A 24,665-nucleotide genomic window follows, 5' to 3' on the forward strand; every position below is an offset into this window, starting at 1 on the left:
GGAGTCTCCTCCCTTGGTAGTAGGGCCTCGTGCAACACCGATGTGGCACACAGGTAGCAGGCCGAAAATACAGCCGTATTGGGAAGTTTTCCCTGAATCAGCGGGAGCTTTTCCGTATCAGCCGTCGCGGCACCGTCCCAATAATCGAATCGCCTGACCAGCTGCTGCGCACAACCGATGCCTGGCAAGCGCCACAGCTGGTCGCGTCCGAATCGACCAAGGGAAACCAACCATGACAACAACAGCCCCCCTGGGCAGCAAACGCTCCCTCGCCATCGCCGTTCTGATTGGCGGTCTCTCAATCAGCGGCTTGGCAGCTGCCAAGAATGTCACCTGGGAAGACATAGCCAACGACCACCTCTCGACCGAAAACGTATTGCAGTACGGCCTGGGCACCAACGCCCAGCGCTGGAGCCCGCTGCAACAGGTAAATGACGAAAACGTCTTCAAGTTAACCCCGGCCTGGTCTTTTTCTTTCGGTGATGAAAAGCAGCGAGGACAGGAGTCCCAGGCGATCGTGCACGATGGGGTCATCTACGTGACCGGTTCGTACTCACGCGTGTTCGCGCTCGATTCGCGTACCGGCAAACGTCTCTGGAGCTACGCCCACCGCCTGCCCGCGGACATTCGCCCCTGCTGTGACGTGGTCAATCGAGGCGCGGCGATCTATGGCGACAAGATCTACTTTGGCACGCTGGATGCCCAGGTGGTCGCACTGAACAAGGACACTGGTAAGGTCATCTGGAAGAAGAAGTTCGGTGACCACGGCGCGGGTTACACCATGACCGGCGCACCAACTCTGATCAAAGACCAGAAAAGCGGCAAGGTGCTGTTGATTCATGGCAGCTCGGGCGACGAATTCGGCATTGTAGGCAAGCTGTTCGCCCGCGATCCGGACACCGGTGAAGAGGTCTGGATGCGTCCCTTCGTCGAAGGGCATGTAGGGCGGCTGAATGGAAAAGACAGCACACCAACAGGCGATGTGAAAGCGCCTTCCTGGCCGGATGATCCCAATTCACCCACCGGCAAGAAAGAAGCCTGGAGCCAGGGCGGCGGTGCCCCATGGCAGAGCGCGAGCTTCGATGCCGAGACCAACACCATCATCGTCGGTGCGGGTAACCCGGCGCCCTGGAACGGTTGGGCGCGTACCGCTGACGGCGGCGAGCCGAAAGACTACGACAGCCTTTATACCTCGGGGCAGGTAGGTGTCGACGCCACCACGGGCGAAGTGAAGTGGTTCTATCAGCACACACCGAACGATGCCTGGGATTTCTCCGGCAACAACGAGCTGGTGCTGTTCGATTACAAAAACAAGGACGGAAAAACCGTCAAGGCGACGGCCCACGCTGACCGCAATGGCTTCTTCTACGTGGTCAATCGAGAGGACGGCAAGCTGCAGAACGCCTTCCCTTTCGTCGACAACATCACCTGGGCCAGCCACATAGACCTGAAGACCGGTCGGCCTGTCGAGAACGAAGGCCAGCGCCCACCCATGCCCGAGCCAGGCGAAGCGCATGGCAAATCAGTGGAGGTTTCGCCGCCATTTCTCGGCGGCAAAAACTGGAATCCCATGGCCTACAGTCAGGACACAGGACTGTTCTACGTGCCGGCCAACCACTGGAAAGAGGACTACTGGACCGAAGAGGTCAGCTACAAGAAGGGTAATGCCTACCTCGGTCAGGGATTTCGCATCAAGCGCATGTACGACGATCACGTCGGCATTCTTCGCGCCATGGACCCGGCAACGGGCAAGGTCGCCTGGGAACACAAGGAGCCGCTGCCGCTCTGGGCTGGCGTGCTTGCCACTAAGGGCAACCTGGTATTCACCGGGACCGGTGATGGTTACCTGAAAGCCTTCAACGCCAAAACCGGCGAAGAGCTGTGGAAATTTCAGACCGGCAGCGGAATCATCGCCCCGCCCATCACCTGGGAGCAGGACGGTGAGCAATTCATCGGTGTGACCGTCGGCTACGGAGGCGCCGTACCGCTGTGGGGCGGTGACATGGCTGCGCTGACCAAGCCGGTTGCGCAAGGCGGCTCGTTCTGGGTGTTCCGGATCCCGAGTTGGGACAAGCAGACCGCCAAACGCTAAGTCGAGGCTGCGCCGTGATGCGGCGCAGTCACCCGCGCTGGACAGCTGGCGTTGCCAACTCGGTTGAACCGCAAGGGTTGGCGCTCTCCGGTTCATCGAGCCGTCACACATCAGCTGTCCTTCCCCCTTCGAATACGGAGCTGCCATGAACCCGATTCTTCTTTTGCTGCCCGTTGCATTGCTCGCCAGCACCTCGTTGCTCGCTGACGACGATCAGCCAACCATCATCAATGGCTGCGTCATCCAGCCAGAAAGCAGATGCCCCAACGCCGACCTACGTAATGCCGACCTGAGCAATCAGGACATGCGCAAGATGGACCTAGGCGGTGCCAATCTGGCAGGTGCCAACCTGCGTCATGCGAATCTCGATCTGGCTAATCTGGAAAAGGCTGACCTGACCGGCGCGACCCTCACCCGCGCCAGCCTGCAACAAGCCAACCTGCGGGTGGCGAACCTCACCAATGCCCATCTGGTGGCGATTCAGGGATGGGGCCTGTTCGCTCAGGCCGCACGCTTTAACGGGGCTGACCTGACCGCAGCAAATCTCGAGTTTGCGCGTTTGAGCGGGGCGAAAATGCAGGGCGCAAATCTAACCGCCGCCAACCTTGAAATGACCTGGCTGAGCAAGGCCGATCTTGCACGCGCAACGTTGACTGACGCGAACCTGCAAGAAGGCAAGTTCAACGATGCCAACCTCGCAGAGGCCACCCTGACTGGCGCGCGCCGGCACTATGCAACCTTTCAAGGTACCAATATGGATAGCTGCATCGATTGCCCTATGGATTGGGAGAAGTGAGGGATACGCATCAAATATGCGTCTGGGCGCGTTGTGCGATAGTCTCGCCTGCATCAACGACGCCACTGCACCCCGCTGCTCTTGTCAGCGCTTGCCGGAACCCTTCATGCCCCTCATCCGTATTCCGCAGGTCGTCGAATTGGATGCCCTGCCCCGCTTCGATGGCCTTCATCTCGATCTGATCATCACACCCGAAACCCCCGAAGCCTTCAGCCAAGCCAAGGAAGAGCTGCTGGGCTGGCCGCAGGTCGGCTTCGATACCGAATCCAAACCGACCTTCAAGGTGGGTGAAGTATCGACGGGGCCGCATTTGATTCAGTTTGCCAGCCCCGAGAAAGCTTACCTGTTCAAGGTCGGCTCGGATGGCTGTAGCGAAGCCGTCAGCGCAGTGCTCCAGTCAGATCGGGTGTTGAAGGTGGGGTTCGGGCTGAGCACCGACCGCAGCCGTTTGCGCAGCCGCCTGGGTATCGAAATGCGGTATTTCATCGACCTAGGCACAACCCTGCGCTACCAAGGCAAAAAGGGCCAGGTCGGACTACGCGGGGCGGTTGCGGCCGTATTGGGCTCCCGGGTGAGCAAGTCACGGAGCGTATCCACCTCGAATTGGAGCAATCGCTCACTTACGGATGCGCAACGGCTTTATGCGGCGAATGATGCCTACGCCGCACTCATGGTCTTTCTCGCCCTGAGTGGCGATGACGAAGGTGTTTTTGAAGACCGGATTGTTGCTGGAATGCAGCTAAAGCGCTGACCCGGCGGCCGGCTGACGCAGCCGCTTCTGCGTACTCATCGTACCGAGCGTGCAACCCATCTATCTCAGAGGCGTCTATCAAGAACCGACTCTTGAGGATATAGATGTGGAAGGCATGTTTTTCAGCGGCTGGTCGACACTGGTCCGCACCCTGGTCATTGGCATCCTGGCTTATATAAACCTGATCGTGCTGCTACGTATTTCCGGTCGCCGCACGCTCTCCAAGATGAACGCATTCGACCTGATCGTCACAGTAGCTCTGGGGTCGACCTTCGCTACCATTTTGCTGAACCGCGATGTATCGCTCGCCGAAGGCACCTTGGCTTTAGCGCTTCTGATCGGTTTGCAGTATCTGGTCACATGGTCCAGCGTCAGAGTCGGTTGGGTACGCAAGCTCGTCACCGGTGAACCAGCACTGCTGCTGTATCAAGGGCAGATGCTCAGCAGTGCGATGCGGGTGGCTCGGGTAACTGAAGACGAAGTTCGCTCGGCGATACGATCCAGCGGATCTTCTTCCATCGATGACGTTGAAGCGGTCGTTCTGGAGACAGATGGCAGCTTCAGCGTGATCAGCCAAGGTTCCGGCAGCCAGCGCTCGAGCCTATCCGGTGTCATGACGCCGGGTCCTAGAGACGTCGAGCTTTAGGCGAACACACTGGCCGTCAACGGCTCCGGTACACGTGGTGCCATCCCCAGCCGTCGGCGGCCAGTAACGCGCCCAACAAACGGCGCCGCTCGGGTGCGTCGAGCACGTGGTCCTGGTTCGATCTAAGCGGTATTCCGGCTTCTCCAAGTGACGCGAGATCCATGACCGGGGCCTTGGCGTGGCTATCTATGCGGCCGAGGTAATTGGCACGTTGCATCTCGAGATGCTGGTCCAACGCTGAAACGAGCATTTTGTGCTTCAGCGTATCTTGCGGCACCTCTCCAGCGACCCCTTCGAGCAACTGCAACACCTCGTGCAAGGTCGCCATGGCAGGTATGACGTTTTTCTCCGCCTGCTTGTTATGAAAGCAACGAATCACCGGATAGGCGTGATGATTAAGGGTGTGCTCAACCAGCATCTGCCGTATGTCGCTGGCGTTGTCGTAAAAGCGCGAAAAGTCAGACCCGTTCCAACTGTTGACGAGGATTTCCTGCGGCGTCCGGCCCATGCTGCTGATGAGCAGACTCAGCTGGTTTTGCAGGCTGACAGCCGACAGCACCGGAACGATGTAGGTGATCGCAGCCGTGATGAAGGTCAGCCCGCAGAAGGCTGCGGCACTGGTCAGTACCCGCCAGCCATCGGCGGATGCGGAGAAATCGCCCACACCTAGCGTCGATAACGTGAAGCCCGCGTAATAAAACGTCTCCCACCTGTCCGCGATGAGCTTGGTAGTGTCATTAACCACCGCGCCTGGATCCGACGCGAGCATCAAAAACAGGCTGAGCCATAGACTGGCGATCCAGGTGAGTAGCGCCAGCAGCAGCACGCATTGCCCGGCATACTCCAGCAGCCTGGACTCCCCTCGCCGTCCCGCAGCGCTGAAGAAGCAGTGCCATACCATCTTGGAAACCGCGTTGGTGATCAGCCCACCGCCTCGCGTCGACAGGGTGGTTTTGATGATATCCATCGCTGTAATCAGAAAAAGCACAATTCCCAAAACAAGAAAAACCATATGGCGCGTGTTGCTCCATTGCTGAAGGATTCAGAAGTTATGAAGAATCCAGCCGCTGTTAGTTCAGCGCCGGTTTCCTCTACCGAGTAACCAACCCGGCAAGACAGGCCCAACGCCACTACAAACTTTCATGTCAGACCCAGCGCTTTGAGGTATCTTCACCCACCAAATTAGCGCTCCCACACACCTATCGAATTGCCAGAGGACGGCCCGATGTCGGCCTGTTTGAATTCAGGCTGGAGTTTTTCAGCTCCGGTGCTGATGACGCTGCTAGTCGGCCTGGGCGTCGCGGTATTGGCACGCTGGGTCCGTCATCAACCGCAATTCGCCGGCAGTTCCGCTTTCACGCTGATGCATCTGGCCATCCTCTGGTGGCTCGGCGCCGCTGCCTTGGAAATGAGTGTCCACCAGCAGAGTTGCAAGATGTTCTGGGCAGGCATGGCCTGGCCCGCCATTCTCGGCGTCCCGACGTTCTGGTCGGTGTTTCTCTGGCAATACGTCAACAGTATTCGCAGCCCCCTCAGACCGCTCACCATTACGGCCTTGATGGCAATGCCAGTGGCGTTCTGGTTGTTGGCACTGAGTAATCCCTGGCATCTCCTGTTTTACGGTGCCGCGAGCGCGCCAATTTCATCAGCGCCAAACGCTCCGATTGCCTATCAGCACGGGTCGCTGTTCTATCTGGCAGCAGCTTACGGCTACCCCTTCATGATTTTCTGCATGGGTATCACGCTGCGCGCAGCCGCCCTCAGCAGCGGCCTGCATCGACGGCACTATCTTGTGTTCCTGGTGCTGACTACGATCCCATGGGGCGCCAATATCAGTTATGTGGCGTTCGATTGGACACTGTTCGGCTTTGATCCGACGCCATTCAGCTTCGCATTAACCATCGCCGGCTTTGGCTGGTTGATCAGCGGGCTGCGTCTGTTCGATCTGTTACCGGTGGCGCGCCACTTGCTGCTCGACGCATTGATCGACCCGGTGCTGGTGATCGATCCGCAACGCCGTGTTATCGAGGCCAACCCAGCCGCACTTCGCATGGCAAATCTGAAGAAGGACTGGCATGGCCGCGCCCTTTCGCAATGGCCTTACATAGGCGAAATGCTGGACGGCATATCGCAACGGACGGTGCTGGAAGAGTCACCCCAGCTTTTAAGCGTTGCCGCACGAAAACAGCACTTTGAGGTGCGTGTTCAGACAATCTCACGCACGACACGGGAAGGACCGGTGATCCTGGGCCAGATGCTCTATCTGCGCGATATCACAGAGTTTCAGCGCAGCCAGCAGCAGTTGGCCGAAGCGCTGGCGTTGAGCAAGCAGCAGTTGGCGACCATCTCGGACTTGCATGAAACCCTGCAAAATCAGGCACTGCGCGACCCGCTGACGGGTCTCTACAACCGCCGTTACCTGGATGATTTCTTTGCCCGTGAACTGGCTCGAGCGCAGCGTGATAACGCAGCTATCACCTTGGCCATGGTTGACCTTGACCATTTCAAGCTGCTGAACGATACCCACGGCCACGGGGTGGGAGACGATGCCTTGAAGGGCGTGGCGGCATTTCTATTAGGCGAACTGCGCAACACCGATGCGGCATTTCGTATCGGCGGCGAGGAGTTTTTGCTGATGTTGCCGCGCACGCAGCCGACAGAAGCCTTGGCAAAGCTGACGCGACTCTGTCGGCAATTCGCGGCTCAACCGCTGGAAACGCGTGCAGGACCTATGCAGCTGACCATGTCGATCGGCGTAGCGCACTGCCCATCGCAAGCAAGCGACCTGGACGGCCTGATGCAGCAGGCCGACAGGCAGCTTTATCTGGCCAAGGGCAGCGGGCGGAACCGGGTCATGGCGATGCCCGAGTTAATTGACGCAGCGGTCAGTGCCCGACCACTACCTCACTGATCTGCCGGACGGGCGTCAGGTCGGTGTAGTTGGCAATGTCAGCCACGATCTCCTCGGCATGCGGAGCGATACCCGCTTGGAAGGCCTCCAACGAGTCGCTGAAAATGTGACACATCGCGACATACGGCGCCGGTTCGTCAGGAGTGCGTCCGCAGATCGCCTTATCAATGGTGTAGTAAAGGCAGGCATCGCCCATGCGGGCCTTGAGAAGCGGTAGGTGCTTGTCGCGGTAGTAATCGTGATCGAACCTCGCGCCGGGGGTGTTGGGGTACATCACGCTGACTTTGATCATGGTTATCTGCCTATATGGGGACGTAACGCGTTCAGGACCCTTGCTCGATTGCAACCGTTGCGTGTGCAGTATCAACGTTCAGACACGACGCCACGAGGGTCAGCTTCTGACAAGCTGCGATGCCCAACGTTTTGCACAAAGAACCGTCAGTTCGCACTGCCGCCGACAAAGGCAACGTCATCATATCCCGGCCTACCGAGCTAACCGGCTGCACGATCACCCAGCCGCAGAATACCGGTATCGATGGCCAGATGAACCAGCTCGGCATGGGAGCTGACCTGCAGCTTGCTCTTGAGTAGCGTCAGGTAGTTGGAAACCGTCTTGCCACTGATGCAAAGCCGTTCGGCGATCAGCCTCGTTGGGGTGCCCTTGGCGAGCATCACGAAGATTTCAAATTCACGCTGGGTCATCCCTTGCAGACGTGGATCCAGCGCATTAGCGGTCGCCGGGTTGCGTGCCAATTGAGTAGCCAGCGGCTGTTCGATATAGGCATAACCAGCCAAGGTTCGGCGTACCGCATCCAGCAACACATCCGGCGACGAACTCTTGGTGATATAGCCGGCGGCCCCAGCATCCAGTGCCTGTCGTACCAGGGGCAATTCGTCGTGCATGCTAAAGAACAGCACGCGCAGTTGTGGCAGCCGCTGCAACAGACGCCGGGTGGTTTCGACGCCGCTGATGCCGGGTAGCCCCACATCCATGATGACCAGGCTTGGGGAAGCCTCCTGAGCTTTGGCCAGGGCCTCCTCGCCGTCGCAGGCCTCAATAACCTGAACTTCGGGTAGCAAGGCGCGTAGCAGCGCAGCGTAGCCTTGGCGGACCACAGCGTGATCGTCAACGAGAAGGATCTTCATTGGAGCATGACTCCCTGATCGGAATGTCCAGATAAACCACCCAGCCGTAACCTACTCGCCTGCACGCGATCAACCGGCCATCCAGCGCCCGCGCACGCTCATGCATCGAGCGCAGGCCAATGCCCGGCCGTCCGGGTGCGCCGTGGCCGTGGCCATTGTCACGGACAAGCAGCCTCAGTCGACCGCCGTTCATGCGCAGGCGGATGGACACGAAGCTGGCGCAGGCATGCTTGGCCACGTTTGTGAGCGATTCCTGCAGCAACCGGTACAGCTGTTCTTTCTTGCTCAGCGGAAGACAAGGAATGCGCCGGTCGATCCGCACGCGCAGCTCGATCCCTTGCGCGCTTTGCCACTGCTCGGCCAGCAACTGTATTGCTTCAGGCAACTCCAAATGGTCGAGCATCACGGGATAGAGCTCGCGCGTCAGCCTGCGAAAACCGTCCTGCAACTGTTCACAGTGATCATCCAGAGTGCGTGCCGTTGTGCTGACCAGCTGCGGCTGGTCTTTTATCGCCTGTAGCAGGCAGGCCTGGGCGCGGATACCGGCCAGGTATTGTCCAAGGTCGTCATGCAGCGCCTGAGCAAGCTGTGTGCGCTCCCGCTCCTGCAGCTCCAGCAACGAGCGCGTCAGGTCATCGTTTTCCCGCCGGGTGTACTCCAAGGCGCTGACCATGCGGTTGAAATGCCCGGAGAGCTGCTCTGCCTCCAGCAGGGAGTGGCTCGGCAGACGCGTATCGAGGCGGCCTTGGGAAACTTGGCCAAAGGCTGCAAGCAATTCGTTCAGCACGCCGAGCGCCGGCCGGACAGCCCACCGGATCGTCAGCAGGCTCAGCAATAACGCACTGCCAAACCATACCAATAGCTGTACCAGAGAGTCCTCTACCTCCTCAATTTCGTCTTGTGGGTCTACGCTCAATTGCAAGGTCCGACCTTCAGGCATCTGGACTGTCAGGGGCGCGGGCAACTCGGCGGGATACAACAGGGTCTCGAGCAAGGTGCTTCGCTGTGGGCGGATCTCACGGCTCGGAACGCCCGGGCCCAACCAGCGAACCTGCACATGGCGCAAATGACGCGTCAGCTCAGGTTGGAGTGCAGCGGGATCGCGTTCCGCTATATCGCCGAGATAGCTAAGCACGGCACCCGCCGCAGCCAGTTCACGGCTTACATCTTGGCTCGCCTGACGCAACAGTACGGCCAAGCAGACAGCCGCAACCAGGCTAAAAAACAGCGAGACCAGTAGGCTGATACGCCAGAGTGCTGACATGTTCAATGTCCGCTTCAAGAGCAGCAGGTTGCTGTGCTACTTGACCACGAAGCTCCCTTCCATGCCCTTGTTCTGCAGCCCTTTGCAATAGAAAGGGAAACGCCCGGGCTTGATCGGCAGGAAGAAAATTTCCGCCTCGCCCGCTTCTTCGAACTCCAGTTCGACGAGCGTCACGGCTTTGATCTCCACACCGCCGGCCTCGACCTTGCGCAGGAAGATGGCCTGTGAAAACTCAGGAGCCTGAAAAGCACACTCTTTCTGGCCATCGGCGATGACTTTGAGTTGATAGGCGACGCCGGTTTCCAGCTGGTATTCCTTCTGGGAAACCGCGTAATCGCTTTCTTCGGAGCCAAACCTGAGATCGGGCAGCGATTGTGTTCGACGGGTAAGGTCACCGGCGGCAAGCACCTGATCGAAGCCGATCAGGCTGGCGATCAGCAAGAGGTGAAGTGTTAGCGCTTTGAATGGAGGCATGGGGCTTCTCGTTTTTGTTATGGATGGCTTCATGCTAGAGGCGCTTGCCAGGGTCCGGTTTACTACCTTGGTACACAGCAGCTGGTACTTTCTGCATATTTCCCCACGCCGATAGGCTTCCTATGCTGACCGCAACGCCATAGGAGTCGTCCATGCGCCCTCTTTTGTATCGTACCGGTTGCTCGATCGCCCTTGCCTGCTGTGCCGTTTTCGTCAGTACTGCAGGCGCGGCGGGGCCAGAACTCTCGGCGCGCATCGGTTACCTCGGTTACCGCCCAGACCCAGGCCCGCTGCTATCGAATGTGATACCTGAGCCGGTTGACGCGGGCTTGAGCGGCGCCGAGCTGGCCATTACCGACAGCAACAGCACCGGTCGTTTTCTCAAGCACAGCTACACCCTGGACCGCGTCACGGCTGAAACCCCAGAGCAGCTACTGGACGAAGCGCGGCAGCTGCATGATCAGGGTGTGCGCCTGTTTGTGGTGAACGCTCCCGCGCAGAGCCTGGAAACGTTGGCCGGGGCCATGCCGGACAGTCTGCTGATCAATGCCGGCAGTCCCGATGATGAGCTGCGAACGTCTCGTTGCCTGGGTAACGTGCTGCACACCCTGCCAAGCCGCAGCATGTTGGCCGACGCGCTGGGGCAGTTCCTCGCCGTGCGCCGCTGGAATCGCTGGCTGGTGATCAGCGGGCCGACTGAAGAGGATCAGGCCTATGCCGAGGCACTCAAGCGGGCAGCCAAACGCTTCGGCCACAAGATCATCGAGGAAAAACCCTGGTCGTTCGATAACGACCAGCGGCGCACAGCCCAAGCCGAGATGCCTCTGTTCACCCAAGCTGGCGAATACGACGTGGTCGTGGTTGCCGATGAGCGCGGCGACTTCGGTGAATATGTGCCCTATCACACCTGGTTGCCGCGGCCGGTTGTGGGCACACAGGGCCTGACCCCGACCGGCTGGCACAAGACGGTCGAAACCTACGGCGCGGCGCAGCTGCAGAAGCGCTTCGAAGCCCATGCCAATCGCTGGATGAATGACCGCGACTTTGCCGCCTGGATCGGGGTCCGCAGCCTGGCCACTGCAATCACCAAGCTCGGAACCACGGACCCACTGGCAATCCGCCAGATATCGCTGAGCGAGTCGCTGCCGCTCGATGGGTTCAAGGGCCGCAAGTTGACGTTCCGGCCCTGGAACGGCCAGCTGCGGCAACCAGTTCCGCTGGTGCATCCGCGAGGGCTGGTCAGCAATTCGCCCCAGGATGGCTTCCTGCACCCCACCAGCGAGTTGGACACCCTGGGCTTCGATCGGCCTGAGAGCCAGTGCCGGCTGAGCGAGGCGACCCGATGAAAGCCATATCTCGCTGCGTCTCCGGTCTGCTTCTTGCCGGCTTGGCACAAACCGCGAGCGCCAGCGAGCTGGGGTATGACGCCTACATTGACAGCCCGAAGCGAATCAAATGCATGTACGGCTACGTCACTGCCAAGACCGGAAACTTTGGAGCTGCCAAGCAGATATTCGAAGACTGCATCGCGCGCTGGAACGACGTGTATTCGATGATCTGGCTGGCTCAGATGTATGAATCTGGCTCGGGCGTTCCGGTAGATATGGACAAAGCCGCTGCGCTCATAGAGCTCGGCGCTAATCAGCCAGATGAGGCTAGCTATGTAAGTCTGGCTCGCTACCACTGGGGTACCGCATTAGCCGAAGGGCGCGGCGTAAAAAAAGACCGGAAGGCCGCGCGCATGTGGCTGCGCCGGGCATCCGAAGGCGGGCAGACCGAAGCGGACGAATACCTGCTGCGCATGGAACAGTCGCCAAATTAATTCGCCCGCTGAGCGGTTCACACCACAACAAGAGAATATTCCAATGACCCGAACACTCCTTGCTGCTGCTGTTTCCTGTGCACTGGCTTGCGCCAGCGCATCCGCCCTCGCCGCCACCGCCTATGTGTCCAATGAGAAGGACGACACCGTCAGCGTGATCGATCTGGATACCCTGGAAACGGTCGAAACGCTTGACGTTGGCCAGCGTCCACGCGGGTTGACGCTGTCGCGCGACAACAAGCTGCTCTACATCTGCGCCAGCGACTCGGACACGGTTCAGGTCATGGACCTGGCGACCCGGAAGATCATCAAACAGCTGCCGTCCGGCGCTGACCCCGAACAGTTCGCGCTGCACCCGAACAACAAGTGGCTGTACATCTCCAACGAGGACGATGCGCTGGTGACGGTGGTCGACGTCGACAACGAAGAGGTGCTCGCACAGATCGATGTCGGCGTCGAGCCTGAAGGCATGGGCGTCAGCCCGGACGGCAAGTGGGCGGTGAACACTAGCGAAACCACCAATATGCTGCACTGGATCGACACCAGTACCAACCAATTGGTGGACAACACCCTCGTCGACCAGCGCCCGCGCCACGTGGAATTCAACAAGGACAGCACGCTGCTCTGGGCCTCGTCGGAAATCGGCGGGACGGTCAGCGTCGTTGACGTTGAGAAGCGGGAGATCATCAAGACCCTGAACTTCAAGATCAAGGGCGTGCATCCCGACAAGGTCCAGCCAGTCGGCATCAAACTCAGCTCGGACGGCAAATACGCCTTCGTCGCGCTCGGCCCGGCCAACCACATAGCCGTTGTGGATGCGAAGACCTACGAGGTACTCGACTACCTGCTGGTGGGGCGTCGGGTCTGGCACATGGCATTCAACATCGATGAGAGCCGACTGCTGGCCACCAATGGTGTCAGCGGTGATGTTTCGGTGATCGACGTGGACTCGCTCAAGGTGATCAAGTCGATCAAGGTTGGCCGCTATCCCTGGGGAGTGGTGGTCGCACCATGACGGCCTTGCGGGTTGAGGGCGTCAGCTTTGCCTATGGGGAACGTCAGGCGTTGCGCGACGTGAGTTTCAACACGGCAGCGGGCGGCTTCACCGCCCTGCTCGGCCCTAACGGAGCCGGAAAATCGACGCTTATCGCGCTGCTGACGCGCCTCTACGACTTGCAGCAGGGCGACATCCAGGTTGCCGGCTTCAGTCTGCGCAGCCAGCCGCGCGAAGCCTTGCGGCGGCTTGGGGTGGTCTTCCAACAAAGCACGCTGGACCTGGATCTCAGCGTCGAGCAGAACCTGCGCTATCACGCCGCCCTGCATGGCATGCCGCGCAAGGTTGCCAATGACCGGATCGAAGTGGAGCTGGATCGTCAGCAACTGGGCGAGCGCCGCAAAAGCAAGGTGCGAGAACTCAATGGCGGTCATCGCCGAAGGGTGGAAATTGCCCGTGCCCTGCTCCACAAGCCGAGCCTGCTGCTGCTCGATGAAGCCAGTGCGGGGCTCGATCCCGCCAGCCGCCAGAACCTCAACGATCACGTGAGATCCCTTTGCGATGAGCAAGGCATGAGTGTGCTCTGGACCACTCACCTGCTGGACGAGGTGCAGGCAAGTGACGAGCTGATCATCCTCAACCGCGGAAACCTGGTCGCGCAGGGTCGAGCCGATACGCTGGCTGCCGCAGATGGCAGTCTCCAGCAGACCTTTGCCCGGCTCACGCGTAACGCGGTGCCAGCGTGATGCGCTCCAGCCATGCCATACGCCCCAGGCCATGTCCAACTCAGGAATCCTCGCCATGACGCCCTATTGGGAATGCCTGCGAGCCATCGTGTTTCGCGAGTGGCTGCGCTTCGTGCAGCAGCGCTCGCGGTTCTTCAGCGCCCTGGTGCGACCGCTGCTCTGGCTGGTGGTGTTCGCTGCCGGATTTCGCGCCGCCCTGGGCATCGCCATCATCGAACCCTACGAGACCTATATCACCTACGAAACCTGGATCGTGCCGGGCCTGGCCTGCATGATCCTGCTGTTCAACGGCATGCAGGGCTCGCTCTCCATGGTGTACGACCGCGAGATGGGCAGCATGCGCGTACTGCTGACCAGCCCTCTGCCGCGCAGCTTCCTGCTGGCGAGCAAGCTGCTGGCAACTGCGCTGATCTCGCTGCTGCAGGTCTATGCGTTTCTTTTCATCGCCTGGTTGTATGGCGTACAGCCGCCTGCGACAGGCCTGCTGACGGCTCTGCCAGCGCTGTTGCTGGTAGCGTTGCTGCTCAGTGCCCTGGGATTGCTGTTATCCAACGGCATCAGGCAGCTGGAAAACTTTGCCGGGGTGATGAATTTCGTCATCTTCCCGATGTTTTTCCTGTCATCGGCGCTCTATCCGCTGTGGAAAATGCGCGAAGCCAGTGAGTGGCTGTTCTGGATCTGCTCGTTCAATCCCTTTACCTACGCCGTGGAGTTGGTTCGCTATGCGCTGTATGAACGTCTCAATCCGCTGGCGCTGGCGGTTTGCTTCGGCCTGACGCTGTTGTTCAGTCTGCTTGCAGTGCTCAGCTTCAATCCGCAGCACGCTGCGCTACGACGGTCTACCTGAGCAGTTCACTACTACTTTGGTGCTGGTTTTACTGTCGATTGTAGGATTTCAAACTGCGGCACTTTGCCCTGTAATGTGGCCGACTGAAGTACTGGAAAACAGGACATGCCAGAGCCCACCAGGCTTTGTAGCAAATCCAGACGCTATTGCGTCCAAACCCACGACTGTTTCCCCATGGTTTTCTTTCGCAGGACTGGGCAAGCTTGTCGGTGAACAGAACCTGATCAAATAGGCGCCGCACACAGGCTGCCATTGGTCGATCGAAGCCGCGCACAACGAAGGTCTTCTTCCGATCTACCCCACCATAATCACAACAATGAGGTGACCGGCCATGTACAAGATACTGATCGCTGACGACCACCCGCTTTTTCGTGAAGCCATCCATAACGTCATCCAGGACGGCTTCCCAGGCAGCGAGATCCTCGAAACTGCCGACCTCGACAGCGCGCTGTCGATGACTCTGGAAAACGACGACCTCGATCTGGTGCTGCTCGACCTGAACATGCCCGGAATGCACGGCCTTAACGGGCTGATCAATATGCGCAACGAGGCACCGACCATTCCCGTGGTGATCGTCTCTGCCGAGCAGGACAAGCAGATCGTGCTACAGGCGATCACCTATGGCGCGTGCGGCTTCATCACCAAATCATCGCCACGCGCGCAGATGACCGAAGCCATCGAGCAGATCCTCAACGGCAATGTTTACCTCCCTTCGGACATCATCCGCAGCCAGAAGGCGACCACCCGCCGCTCCCAGCACAACGAACAGAGCATCCCGCCCGAGCTGCTACAGGCGCTGACCCGCAAGCAGCTGCTGGTGCTGGAACGCATGACCAAGGGTGAGTCCAACAAGCAGATCGCCTACAACCTCGACATCGCCGAGACCACGGTCAAGGCCCATGTCTCGGCCATCCTGCGCAAGCTCAACGTGCACAACCGTGTGCAAGCTATCCTCTCGGCGGGCGACATCGACTTCACGGCATATCTGCGCCGCTGATCGGCAATTACCAACGCGGCCAGGTACGCCCCAGCGACAAGCCCTGTAGGAGCCAGTTTGCTGGTGATATCCGGGGCTCCTGAGTTACAGCTGATCGCGAGCAAGCTCGCTCCTACAGATTGACCATAGACGTCAGCGACGCCGAGCAATTGTAGAGCGAGCCTGGCGGTTCTAAGAATGCCCCTGTTCCATCATGTGGCACATGGCAGTCTTCAATTTCATCGGACGCACCGGCTTGTGCATCAGCATGTGCCCCAGCTCACGCACCTGTTGTTTCAGTTCATTGCTGTAATTGGCGGTGATCATCAGCGCCGGTAGCGGGCTGGCACGCCGGGCATTGACCGTCTCGACTACGTCGACGCCGTTGCAGCCGTTGTCCAGGTGGTAGTCGGCGATGATCAGGTCGGCATCGGCGTGGAAGTTGTCGACCTGCCCGGCCAGGTCCTGTTCCGAGAGCGCCGTTACAACGTGACAGCCCCAGCCTTCCAGCAATGTGCGCATGCCGGCACAGATCGCGGTGTCGTTATCCAGAACCCAGACGCGCGCGCCCTTGAGCCGTTCGAGCAACTGGTCGGTAGCTGACGGCTCTACGCTGGCTTTCGGCGCCCGCTTGGCCAGGGGCACTTCAATGGCGAATTTGGAGCCGCGCCCAGGCACCGAACTGACTTGAATCCGGTGGCCGAGAATACGCGCGATCTTCTCGACAATCGCCAGACCCAATCCAAGCCCACGATCCTGCTGAGGCCTCACGCCTTCGCCGCGTTTGAACTCGTGGAAGACCTCCTCGAGCTTGTCCTCGTGGATGCCGATTCCCGTGTCCCACACCTCGATTGACAAGCTCTGCCGCCGGCGACGGCAACCCAGCATCACACGGCCATGCGGCGTGTAGCGAATGGCATTGGTCAGCAGGTTGCGCAGGATGCGCGCCAATAGCTGGATGTCGCTGCGTACCAATGCTGAACAGGGAATGAAGTCCAGCTGCAGCTGTTCACTGCCGGCGATCTGGCGAAACTCCGCAGCCAGGGTCTCCAGCAGTTCACTGACGGCAAACGGGGCAATATCGGGCTTGATCACGCCTGCATCGAGCTTGGAAATGTCGACCAGCGTACCCAGCAGGTTTTCCACGTCTTCCAGAGAATTGCTGATGTTGCGGATCAGTCCGCCACTCGGTGCTGAAGGTTGCTCCAGCAGTGCGCTGGTGAACAGCCGAGCAGCGTTCAAGGGTTGCAGCAAGTCGTGGCTCACCGCGGCGAGAAACTTGGTCTTCGACAGGTTGGCCAGTTCCGCCTCGCGCTTGGCTTCACGCAACCGCGCCTCGGCGTGAGCGCGCTCGTCGATTTCGCATAGCAGCTGGTCGTTGAGGCTGGTGAGTTCTGCCGTGCGCTCACGGACACGCTGTTCGAGGTTCTGATAGGCCTGGTGCAGTGCTTCGGCCGTGCGCCGGCGATCCGTGATGTCCTGAATCAGCACAAAAATGCCAACCACCTCGCCGCTGGCCTGCCGGTTCGGCACATAAGAGCGCAGCATGTAACGCTGCTGCCCAGAGTGATTGTGCTCGGCCATCTCGAAGCTGACGCTTTCGCCGCACAAGGCTCGATCAATATAGGGCTCGAGCTGCTGCCAGTGTTCGCCGCTGTGGATGTCCCGCAGCGACTGGCCGAGCATGCCTTCGCTGGGCCAGCGATACCATTCCTCGTAGACCTTGTTGGTGAATTCGTAGGTCAGGTCGGCAGACACATAGGCGATGAGCGCGGGCACGTGGTCGGTGATCAGGCGGATCCAGCGCTCGCTCTCGCGCAGCGCTTCGGCATGGCGGTAACGTTCGGTGATATCGGTGAAGGTGTTGACGAAGCCGCCTGTGGGCAACGGATGTGTCCGAACTTCAAGCGTCCGCCCGTCGAACAGGTGCTGTTCCAGCTCCTTCAGGGGCTGGCCTTCGGCGTCAAGCGTGTTGGGCGTCAGCAGTTTCAGCTCACTGTCGGCCATCACCTCGTCGAATGGTCGATGCGCCTCGATGGGCGCCAAGCCGCAGAGCTCAAGAAAGCGACCGTTCCACAGCTCCAGGCCACCATCGGCGCTGACCATGGCCACGCCTTGGGAAAGGTTGTCTACGGCGCGCTGCAACAAGCGGGACTTCTGCGCCAAGGCCTGCTCGCGGCGCATGGTTTCGCTGATTTTTACCTCGGTGATGTCGGTGTAAAGCATCACCAGACCACCCTCGCGGGTGGGCCGCTCGCTGAGCTGCACCCAGCGTCCGTTTTGCAAACGGTAAACCGTCGGTTCGTTGGCCTTGCCCCGGTGTTCTTCGGCGATCAGCCCGCTGCTTTCAGCCAACCGCTTGAGCTCCGAGAGCCGAGTGCCGCTGTTGATGCGCGCTCGGGTTCGGCTCCAGAGCGCCTTGAAGCGCTTGTTGAACAGAACGATGCGCTGGTCCTTGTCGAACAGCACGAAGGCATCGGAAATGCTCTCGATGGCATCGACCAGATGCTGATGCGCAGTTTCGGCACGCAGGCGGGCGTCGCTGAGCAGGCGGTTGCTGGCTTTCAGTTCGGCCATCGCCTGGTTCAGCGCATCGGTGCGTTCGCGCACCTGCTCGGCCAGCTCTACCGAATGCTGGAAGGCGGCGTAAGACGCGTCGCGCCCGGTGCTGCTGGACTCGATTCGCTCGATCAGCGCCGCGTTGATGCGCCGCAGCTTATGGTTTTCGCGCTCGAGCTCGGCCTGCCGGTCGAGTTGCTCAACGGGCACCTCTTTCTCCAGCCCGTCCACCTGGCCGGCCGATGGCGACGCCGGTGAAGGTCTGGTTGATATGCATGCCATTGAACTGCTCTCCGTAGGTGTTGAAACCGATCACCTGCTGGCGTCGAAGGAACGCCGAGATGTCGTCGCTGGAGCCATTGCCGTCGATCTCCAGCCGTCGCAGAAAACAGTCGCAGCCGATGGTCAGCAACGGCGGGCCGAGACGCTGTTCGAGACGCTCGAACACAGCTTCGAGGTTGGGCATCAGCGGCCCCGGATGCATCGCGGTCAGCACGATGCCGTTCTCAACCGCGCAATAAAACGTCAGGCTGAGATCATCGTTGACCTTCTGAATCGAACGTACGTAGTAATGCTCGTTGATACGCACCGCCAGCGGATGCGCAGCGAACAGGCGGTGATCGAGATCGCTGACCTCGACACCGATAAGCCGTGCGTATTCTTCGGCGGCGGGCTCAGCGTTCAGTTCATAGACACGACGCGCATGGCTGTCCACGCGTGTCACCACCAGCTTGTCTGTGCGCGGCAGCATGTGATGTGTGGTGAACACCTCGAAATCCAGCCAGGTGTTGATCAGTACGACCGCCGCTGCCCCACTGTGGAACTTGCCGTCGTAGTAAACGTGCGTGTCGGCCAGGTGATTGTCGTCGCCGGCGGAGCCGCCGAAATGCGGAATGCTGCCAAAGGCAGCGCTGAGTGCGGAGAGCACGATTTCTTCGCGGCTGGACAGCCCGTCCAACAGGGTCAGTGCAAAGCTGTGATCCTTGATCGGCGCCAGCGAGTTGCTGCGGCAATCGCTGCCCAGCCGCTCTACCAGTTGCTGAGCATCGGTGAGGCTGAAACGGTCCATCTCATCGATCAGCTCGCAGGCGATGGAGAAGTTGCGGTGATCAAAGCCAACCGCGGTCACGCAGCTGCGCCCATAGCCCTGCGAGGTGATCTCACCAGCCGACGTACAGCCGACCATGCGCACGCCACCGAAGTACTGGTGCAGCGCATCACCCAGTGCCGGCAGATCGTACTCTGCAGAACAAAAGAACAGGACAAAGCCGAGATGCGGATGAATCAGCTGGCGTGCCAGGTCCTGGGCCACCGTTTCGGCGTCCCGCGCTTCAGACATTGCTGTGCGCACTGCTAAGGATTCTTGCTCGACCACGCACCCCACCCCATACATCGATATCGTATGACCGCATTCTTGGTCAGGGCATAGGGTACGAACATGCTACTTCAGTACCGGCTGCGGCCTGCCAAGGTAGCAAAGCGACGAAACACCACGGCGCCTGTTGCTGCGGCAGCGGGGGGCGCCCCAAACAAAAAAACGGATGCCCCGAAAGGCATCCGTCTGATTGTCGCCGGCTGGAGTTAGAAGCTCAGCGTGGCACCAATGGCGTAGGTGCGGGTTTCTTCATCAATGGCACTGGTATCTCGACCGGTCAATTCGAACTGGTTCACTTCCGCCACCAGCTTCAGGTTGTCATTGATGGTGCGGAAATAGGCGATGCCACGGGTTTCGTAATCGGCCGCCGTTCCCAGACCATTGCCGTCATCCTTGGTCTTGCCGGATGACAGCGCGATGCGGTTCTTGCCAAAGGTGTAGGAGCCTTGCAGCAGATAGCCATCGCTGTCCACGTCGCGCAGCTGCGCTTCGCCTGCGTTGTTGGTGTAGAAGGGGTTGATGCCCTCGGCCTGGAAGCCTGAGGCGGTCACGGAGAAGCCGGCCATCTTGGCCTGTACGCCGTAGCCGATGCCTTGAGAATCAACTTCGTCGATGGTGCTGTCTGTGTTTTTCGAGGTCTGCTGCATGCCGTTGACCCAGGAATAGATCTGAGCACCGCCAACTTCGAACTGATAGGTAATCTCGGTTTCGAAGCGCGGGCTATCCTGGTAGGCCTCGTCCAGCGCGCTGCTGGCGTCGTTCGTGGTGTCGACCGGGTCCATGATGCCGACGGCCACACGCAGGCCGCTCATCACCGGCGAGCGGTAGGTGACCTGGGAGGTTGGGAACGGATAGGGGTAACCCGTGCCAATGTTGCCAAAGGACACGCCACCGAAATCAACCAGGCCCAGGGTGTCGCTAACCTGACCATAGCCGGTCAGCATCTCGTCGAGGAAAATGTTGGAGCGGCCGAACAGGCCGAAGTCCTTACCGAAAAGCACCTCGCCCCACTGGTCGTTAGACGCCGTGCCGTAGAACTGACGAACGTCGATGCCGGTCTCGGTGCCGTTGGTGTCACTGTCGTTGATCGTGACCCAGAAGGAAGAGCGGCCGCCGACCTTGAGGTCGTCGAGCTGCTTGCCGAAGTTGAAGCCGATGTAATTGGGCAGGAAGCCCATCTTCACGCGGGACTGATCCCGGTCGAATTGCTCCCCAGCGCGATCGACATCGCTGCTGACGTAGAAGGTGTTGAAGTAGCCGTCTACGGTAAAGGTGGTGTCGTCTTTGTCGTAAAGCATGATTTCGGCAACTGCCGACTGGCTTAGGGTCATGCCAATCGCGCTGGCCAGAGCCAAAGGCAATAGTGTGGTAACCGCTTTCTTCTTGTTGTGCATGGCGCTCTCCGCTGATGTGACGACAGGCAGTCGTGTCGAGGCGGATTATCGAAAGCACAACCGGAGGGCCATACGCTCCAATGGCGGCGACTGGCTACTACTTTCGCCACGCTTAACGAATCAGGCGTTAAGGCCCTGCCTGCCGTTCCGTTCGGAGTAGCGCTTAGGTCTTACGCCGTTGCGCTTAAGTAGAGCAGCAGACGCAAGGCGGCAGCTCCGGACACGCATATGCGCGGTCAGGCAGTTCCAACGGAGCGTGTTTTTAGGAGCTGTTGAGGTCAGCGCCAGCTCAAGTCTGGGGCCGGCGCGTTGGCCACCGCTATCCAGCTGGCGTCATCCCGGCGCAGTGCATCCAGGGCTGCCATCAGATCCTGTCGCTGAAGCATGCGCATTTCGGCGGCAACTTCGGCAGGTCGATCGAGTTTATGTCCAGCCTGCAGGCACTGCCATGCCTGTTCGGCTTGGGCGCGAAAGTCTGCTCTGCTGGCTACGTGCTGGTCACCGGCCTGGCGTGCAGCTCGCTCGACCTCAATGTCTGCTTGGTCGGCCAGTTTCACCGCGCTGTCGTCGAGAAACTTCACGACATGCACGAGGATTTCCTTGGCCGACGCCCTCGGTGACTGCACCGCGAAAAGTATTCCAACATGCTCACCGAACTGACAGAAGCGGCTGAAGATAGCGTAGCCCAGTTGCAACTCGCTTCTTAACCGCCGGAAGAAGTCGGCTTCGATCACTCGCGCTAACAGCCGCCTGGACGCCTCGCACTTGGCGGTGCGGTCCGGCAACGGGCAGAACAACAGGAATCCGGTTTCGGCCATCGCGCTGACGCCGCGGACGTCGTACCAACGTTTCAAAGCTGCGGGCGTACGTCGATCAGGGGATATTACCGCAGGCGTTCCAGGCAATGCTTTGATGGCGTCGGCCAGCGGTCCACCCAGGGACGGCGCGAAGCCGATGGCCAGACCATGCCACTGAGCTGATTGCCACAGCCGAGACAGTGAGCCAGGGCCGATGTCCGCAGCCTGGCCGTCAACCGCAGCAGAGTCCGTCAGCAGTCGAGGCAGATGTTTAAGTAACTGGCGAATCAGCATCTCATCGTTGCCGAGCGCAGCATCGCGCTCGGCCAGTGCAACGCCCTCGGCGAACGCTGCGGCTGGCGGCGCGCCAAGCACTGGAATAATGTCAGTGAGAATTGCCGGTATGGCGTCGGCAAAACCTTCCAACCTGAGACACCAGGCACTCCCGAAATCCTCGAAGCGCAGCGTTACACCCGCTTGCTGCGCAGCCCATACAGCTGGCTGCAGGGCATGCACCACGGTGTGCCACAAAGCTGTGGAAGATTGGCCTCGCACCCAACGCCAGAGCAGAAACAGGGCGCCCTGCCCGCTCATGTCTTCCGGACCCTGCCAACGAAGTGCAGGCGTGATAGCACCCGCCTCATGGCGAACGATGTTGGGCTTCAACCAGGGATTCGCAGCGGGTTGTTGCCAGCGCCAGTCAGCCGGGACCGTCTGCTGCGGCGGCTCCGTTTTCAAGCGCAGCGGAAAACCGCAGGTTTCGATGGGCGGACAGTCGCTCTTGTCGGTGGTTAGGACCAGTGGCGGGGCCCCTAGCATCTGCGCCGTAAGCGACCGCAGCGCCAGGCGAATCTCGGCTTCATCGCTATCGAGGCCCCATGCCTGCGGATCCACCCAGTAACGTAGCCGTGCCAGAGGCTCCGCGTTTTGCAGGCCTCGCTCACGGATCAGTTGGTATTCCTCGCGGTATGCCTGCCAACGCGCGTCATCCGAGAAGAAACCTATCCAGTCGAGCACCGCAGCGACGACAGCGGCGCGAGCGTCCAACCCCCGCTCTGTCAGCAACAGCTCGATGACCGCAACGCCCTGCCCTGCATACCAGTATGGGGTGCGCAGCTTTACCGACTGGCACAGTCCGGCTTCTCGCAGCCGTTGAGAGAGACCTCCTGGCGCTTCGGAGGCGAGCCAGACAGACAGATAATCCAGCGCAGGCCCGGCATGCTCCGTCAACTGATCAAGCACAAACGCCAGGTGCAGGCGTGGCTGGGCATTGCTGAGTTGCAAGCGAAACCAGGCGTTGGCGTTCCAGCGCAATGGGCGAGCCTCATGTGGCACGAACGAATGGCTAGCAAGTTCAGCGTCCATCCGCTCGGCGAGATGCTGCAACGTGTCCTCATCCTGAGGCCCGGCCAGCAGTAACTCGATCTGGCCGGTGTGATAGAAGCGCCGGTGATAGCCAAGCAGCGCCTGCTGAAAGGCAGCGTCCTCTATCGGCAGCGTGCTGCGGTTGCCCGCATGAAAGCCTCCGAACGGATGGGCTGGATCGGTTGCATGCCCGAAAGCCGCATCGCACAGCGTTTCGGCATCCTGCGCACGCGCCAGATACTCAGCCTGCAACACCTCGCGTTCGCGCAGCTGCGCTCCGCGGTCGAGCAGCGGATGGGCGAGCATATCCAGGAGACGGTGCAAACCTTCTTCGAACTGACTGGCCGGTAGTTGAAAAAAGAAGTCGGTATGCCGTTCTCGGGTCGAGGCGTTCAGCTGCCCTCCGCACCGTTGGACGAAGGGCATCAGACCTTCTGCTGCAGAGTAGTTGTGACTGCCGAGAAACAGCAGGTGCTCAAGAAAGTGCGCCAATCCCGGATAGGCACTCGGCGCGTCATGAGAGCCGGCGTGCACTCGCACCAGTGCTGCCGCCTTCGAGTTGCCAACCAACGGCAACAGGCGCACGCGTAAACCATGGGTAAGGGTTTTTTGCGGTGGTCGCTGGGCGGGATCGGCTGACGAATGCATTGGCAAGTGTTCCGGCTGAGAGTTGGAGGATCGCGCCGAGGTTCGCTTGACACAATGCTGCCTAGGCATCAAACCCTGATCAGGCTCGGCAAGGCCCGCGGTCGTCAGGTGTCCAGATGCCCATCGAGAAACTGCAGCAGACGGCGCTGCATCAGTTTGCCGGCATTGCCCAGACAGGCGATCGGCGATCCGCGCAGCCCTTCCTGAGAAAACTCGGCCGCTTCGCCCGCCATAGCCAAGGGGCAGTCGAGGCTCAGCGCAAGCTTGGCCAGTTGCTTTAGCAAAGCTGCATTGGGCGGAACGTTGGAGTACAACACCAATGCGCGCGGGCGGACTTTTTCGCAGATCAGAGTCAGCTCATCCAATGGCTGGCCGATGGCCAATACGCTGGCGGCGACCTCGTCGCTGGAAAGCAACAGGCCGGCAATCAGTAATTCCAGTTCGCGGCATTGACCAGGGACAGCCGCCAAAAGCACGCGATCTTGCGCCTGGGCTCGGGCAAGTTGCAGCCGCTGCAACACGCGAGCACGCAGGAAGTTGTCGAGGAAGAGCCACTCGCTGGTTTGACCGAACTCATCCTGGCGCACCAGCAACTGTTGCCACAAAGGCAACAGCACGTCCTGAAATACCACGGGTAGTGGATACGTCGAGAAGACCTGTCCATACACTTGATCGAGGCGGCTCTCATCGAAACTGCTCACTGCCCGCTGCACCTGAGCCTGCCATTCACCCCACTCGCCGGCGACGGCCTCCTGCTGTTCAGGCGGCACCGCCGCTCGGGTTGCAGCGCTGCGTGACAGAATGCTGCCCACCTTGCTCACTGCCACGCCACGTTCCGTCCAAGCCACGATGCTGCGCACCGCCTCGACATCAGCCATCGAATAAAGGCGATGACCGCTTTCGGTGCGAGTCGGTTGGATCAAGCCATAGCGTCGTTCCCAGGCACGCAAGGTGACCGGGTTGACACCCGTCAGGCGTGAAACCTCTCGGATCGGGAACAACTCTTCCTGCTTAAGGGATGAAGAAGAAAGCAGCGAAGAGGCACGGGCAAATTCGGTCATG

Annotated in this window: 21 protein-coding genes; 11 read left to right on the top strand and 10 right to left on the bottom strand. The window is 59.9% G+C overall.

Annotated features, from left to right (window positions below; translation table 11 throughout):
* Nucleotides 1-232: 232 nt before the first annotated feature.
* From exaA to ALTERO38_RS06850, 4 genes are all read left to right on the top strand, one after another.
* Nucleotides 233-2,092 (top strand): quinoprotein ethanol dehydrogenase, encoded by a 1,860-nt coding sequence (gene exaA, locus ALTERO38_RS06835; protein WP_159967764.1) that lies wholly within the window; start codon nucleotides 233-235, stop codon nucleotides 2,090-2,092.
* 145 nt (nucleotides 2,093-2,237) lie between these two features.
* Nucleotides 2,238-2,888, top strand: coding sequence for a pentapeptide repeat-containing protein (locus tag ALTERO38_RS06840; RefSeq protein WP_159967765.1), 651 nt, complete (start codon nucleotides 2,238-2,240; stop codon nucleotides 2,886-2,888).
* Between the two features lie 106 nt (nucleotides 2,889-2,994).
* Nucleotides 2,995-3,639, top strand: coding sequence for a 3'-5' exonuclease (locus ALTERO38_RS06845; RefSeq protein ID WP_159967766.1), 645 nt, complete (start codon nucleotides 2,995-2,997; stop codon nucleotides 3,637-3,639).
* A 106-nt stretch (nucleotides 3,640-3,745) separates the two neighbouring features.
* Nucleotides 3,746-4,285, top strand: coding sequence for a DUF421 domain-containing protein (locus ALTERO38_RS06850; RefSeq protein WP_148924313.1), 540 nt, complete (start codon nucleotides 3,746-3,748; stop codon nucleotides 4,283-4,285).
* A gap of 16 nt (nucleotides 4,286-4,301) precedes the next feature.
* Here ALTERO38_RS06850 and ALTERO38_RS06855 read toward each other — a convergent pair whose 3' ends face one another.
* Nucleotides 4,302-5,297 carry a potassium channel family protein gene (locus tag ALTERO38_RS06855; protein ID WP_159967767.1) on the bottom strand — a complete coding sequence of 332 codons (996 nt, stop codon included), beginning with the start codon at nucleotides 5,295-5,297 and terminating at the stop codon, nucleotides 4,302-4,304.
* Between the two features lie 213 nt (nucleotides 5,298-5,510).
* On the opposite strand from ALTERO38_RS06855, the gene ALTERO38_RS06860 reads away from it, so the two are divergent.
* Entirely contained in the window at nucleotides 5,511-7,196 is a 1,686-nt protein-coding gene (locus tag ALTERO38_RS06860; RefSeq protein WP_159967768.1) for a diguanylate cyclase, read from the top strand.
* Here ALTERO38_RS06860 and ALTERO38_RS06865 read toward each other — a convergent pair.
* The 4 genes from ALTERO38_RS06865 to ALTERO38_RS06880 all read right to left on the bottom strand — a co-directional run bounded on the left by ALTERO38_RS06865 (nucleotide 7,171) and on the right by ALTERO38_RS06880 (nucleotide 10,080).
* Nucleotides 7,171-7,488: an EthD family reductase gene (locus ALTERO38_RS06865; protein WP_102835175.1), complete on the bottom strand. Its 318-nt coding sequence runs from the start codon at nucleotides 7,486-7,488 to the stop codon at nucleotides 7,171-7,173. The genes ALTERO38_RS06860 and ALTERO38_RS06865 overlap by 26 nt on opposite strands.
* Before the next feature lie 200 nt (nucleotides 7,489-7,688).
* Nucleotides 7,689-8,342 (bottom strand): response regulator transcription factor, encoded by a 654-nt coding sequence (locus ALTERO38_RS06870; RefSeq protein ID WP_019339033.1) that lies wholly within the window; start codon nucleotides 8,340-8,342, stop codon nucleotides 7,689-7,691.
* Entirely contained in the window at nucleotides 8,323-9,606 is a 1,284-nt protein-coding gene (locus tag ALTERO38_RS06875; protein ID WP_159967769.1) for a sensor histidine kinase, read from the bottom strand. Before ALTERO38_RS06875 ends, ALTERO38_RS06870 begins: the two co-directional genes overlap by 20 nt.
* Before the next feature lie 36 nt (nucleotides 9,607-9,642).
* Nucleotides 9,643-10,080: a copper-binding protein gene (locus ALTERO38_RS06880; RefSeq protein WP_019339031.1), complete on the bottom strand. Its 438-nt coding sequence runs from the start codon at nucleotides 10,078-10,080 to the stop codon at nucleotides 9,643-9,645.
* Nucleotides 10,081-10,232: 152 nt separating this feature from the next.
* On the opposite strand from ALTERO38_RS06880, the gene ALTERO38_RS06885 reads away from it, so the two are divergent.
* The 6 genes from ALTERO38_RS06885 (at nucleotide 10,233) to ALTERO38_RS06910 (ending at nucleotide 15,486) form a co-directional block, all read left to right on the top strand.
* Nucleotides 10,233-11,426, top strand: a complete 1,194-nt coding sequence (locus ALTERO38_RS06885; protein ID WP_159967770.1) for an ABC transporter substrate-binding protein — start codon at nucleotides 10,233-10,235, stop codon at nucleotides 11,424-11,426.
* Nucleotides 11,423-11,902, top strand: a complete 480-nt coding sequence (locus ALTERO38_RS06890; protein WP_159967771.1) for a tetratricopeptide repeat protein — start codon at nucleotides 11,423-11,425, stop codon at nucleotides 11,900-11,902. The genes ALTERO38_RS06885 and ALTERO38_RS06890 overlap by 4 nt, the downstream gene beginning before the upstream one ends.
* 43 nt (nucleotides 11,903-11,945) lie before the next feature.
* Complete coding sequence (locus ALTERO38_RS06895) at nucleotides 11,946-12,917, top strand: YVTN family beta-propeller repeat protein (RefSeq protein ID WP_159967772.1); 972 nt, start codon at nucleotides 11,946-11,948, stop codon at nucleotides 12,915-12,917.
* Nucleotides 12,914-13,642 carry an ABC transporter ATP-binding protein gene (locus tag ALTERO38_RS06900; RefSeq protein ID WP_159967773.1) on the top strand — a complete coding sequence of 243 codons (729 nt, stop codon included), beginning with the start codon at nucleotides 12,914-12,916 and terminating at the stop codon, nucleotides 13,640-13,642. Before ALTERO38_RS06895 ends, ALTERO38_RS06900 begins: the two co-directional genes overlap by 4 nt.
* Nucleotides 13,643-13,697: 55 nt before the next feature.
* A complete protein-coding gene (locus ALTERO38_RS06905; protein WP_159967774.1) occupies nucleotides 13,698-14,489 on the top strand; it encodes an ABC transporter permease in 792 nt (263 codons plus the stop codon).
* 331 nt (nucleotides 14,490-14,820) lie between these two features.
* Nucleotides 14,821-15,486, top strand: a complete 666-nt coding sequence (locus ALTERO38_RS06910) for a response regulator transcription factor (RefSeq protein ID WP_102835168.1) — start codon at nucleotides 14,821-14,823, stop codon at nucleotides 15,484-15,486.
* A 171-nt stretch (nucleotides 15,487-15,657) separates the two neighbouring features.
* On the opposite strand, the gene nahK is transcribed toward ALTERO38_RS06910, so the two are convergent.
* The 5 genes from nahK to ALTERO38_RS06935 form a co-directional block, all read right to left on the bottom strand.
* Complete coding sequence (gene nahK, locus ALTERO38_RS06915; protein ID WP_159967775.1) at nucleotides 15,658-18,306, bottom strand: hybrid sensor histidine kinase/response regulator NahK/ErcS'; 2,649 nt, start codon at nucleotides 18,304-18,306, stop codon at nucleotides 15,658-15,660.
* On the bottom strand, nucleotides 18,224-19,417 hold the full coding sequence (nosP, locus tag ALTERO38_RS06920; RefSeq protein WP_372239357.1) for a nitric oxide-sensing protein NosP: 1,194 nt from the start codon (nucleotides 19,415-19,417) through the stop codon (nucleotides 18,224-18,226). Before nosP ends, nahK begins: the two co-directional genes overlap by 83 nt.
* 188 nt (nucleotides 19,418-19,605) lie before the next feature.
* Nucleotides 19,606-20,793: a porin gene (locus tag ALTERO38_RS06925; RefSeq protein WP_159967777.1), complete on the bottom strand. Its 1,188-nt coding sequence runs from the start codon at nucleotides 20,791-20,793 to the stop codon at nucleotides 19,606-19,608.
* 278 nt (nucleotides 20,794-21,071) lie between these two features.
* Nucleotides 21,072-23,603 carry a pyrroloquinoline quinone biosynthesis protein PqqF gene (gene pqqF, locus ALTERO38_RS06930; protein WP_159967778.1) on the bottom strand — a complete coding sequence of 844 codons (2,532 nt, stop codon included), beginning with the start codon at nucleotides 23,601-23,603 and terminating at the stop codon, nucleotides 21,072-21,074.
* Nucleotides 23,604-23,707: 104 nt separating this feature from the next.
* On the bottom strand, nucleotides 23,708-24,664 hold the full coding sequence (locus tag ALTERO38_RS06935; RefSeq protein WP_148924325.1) for a MerR family transcriptional regulator: 957 nt from the start codon (nucleotides 24,662-24,664) through the stop codon (nucleotides 23,708-23,710).
* Nucleotide 24,665 lies beyond the last annotated feature (1 nt).

Source organism: Pseudomonas sp. 9Ag (assembly GCF_902506445.1).
GTDB lineage: Bacteria > Pseudomonadota > Gammaproteobacteria > Pseudomonadales > Pseudomonadaceae > Stutzerimonas > Stutzerimonas stutzeri_AB.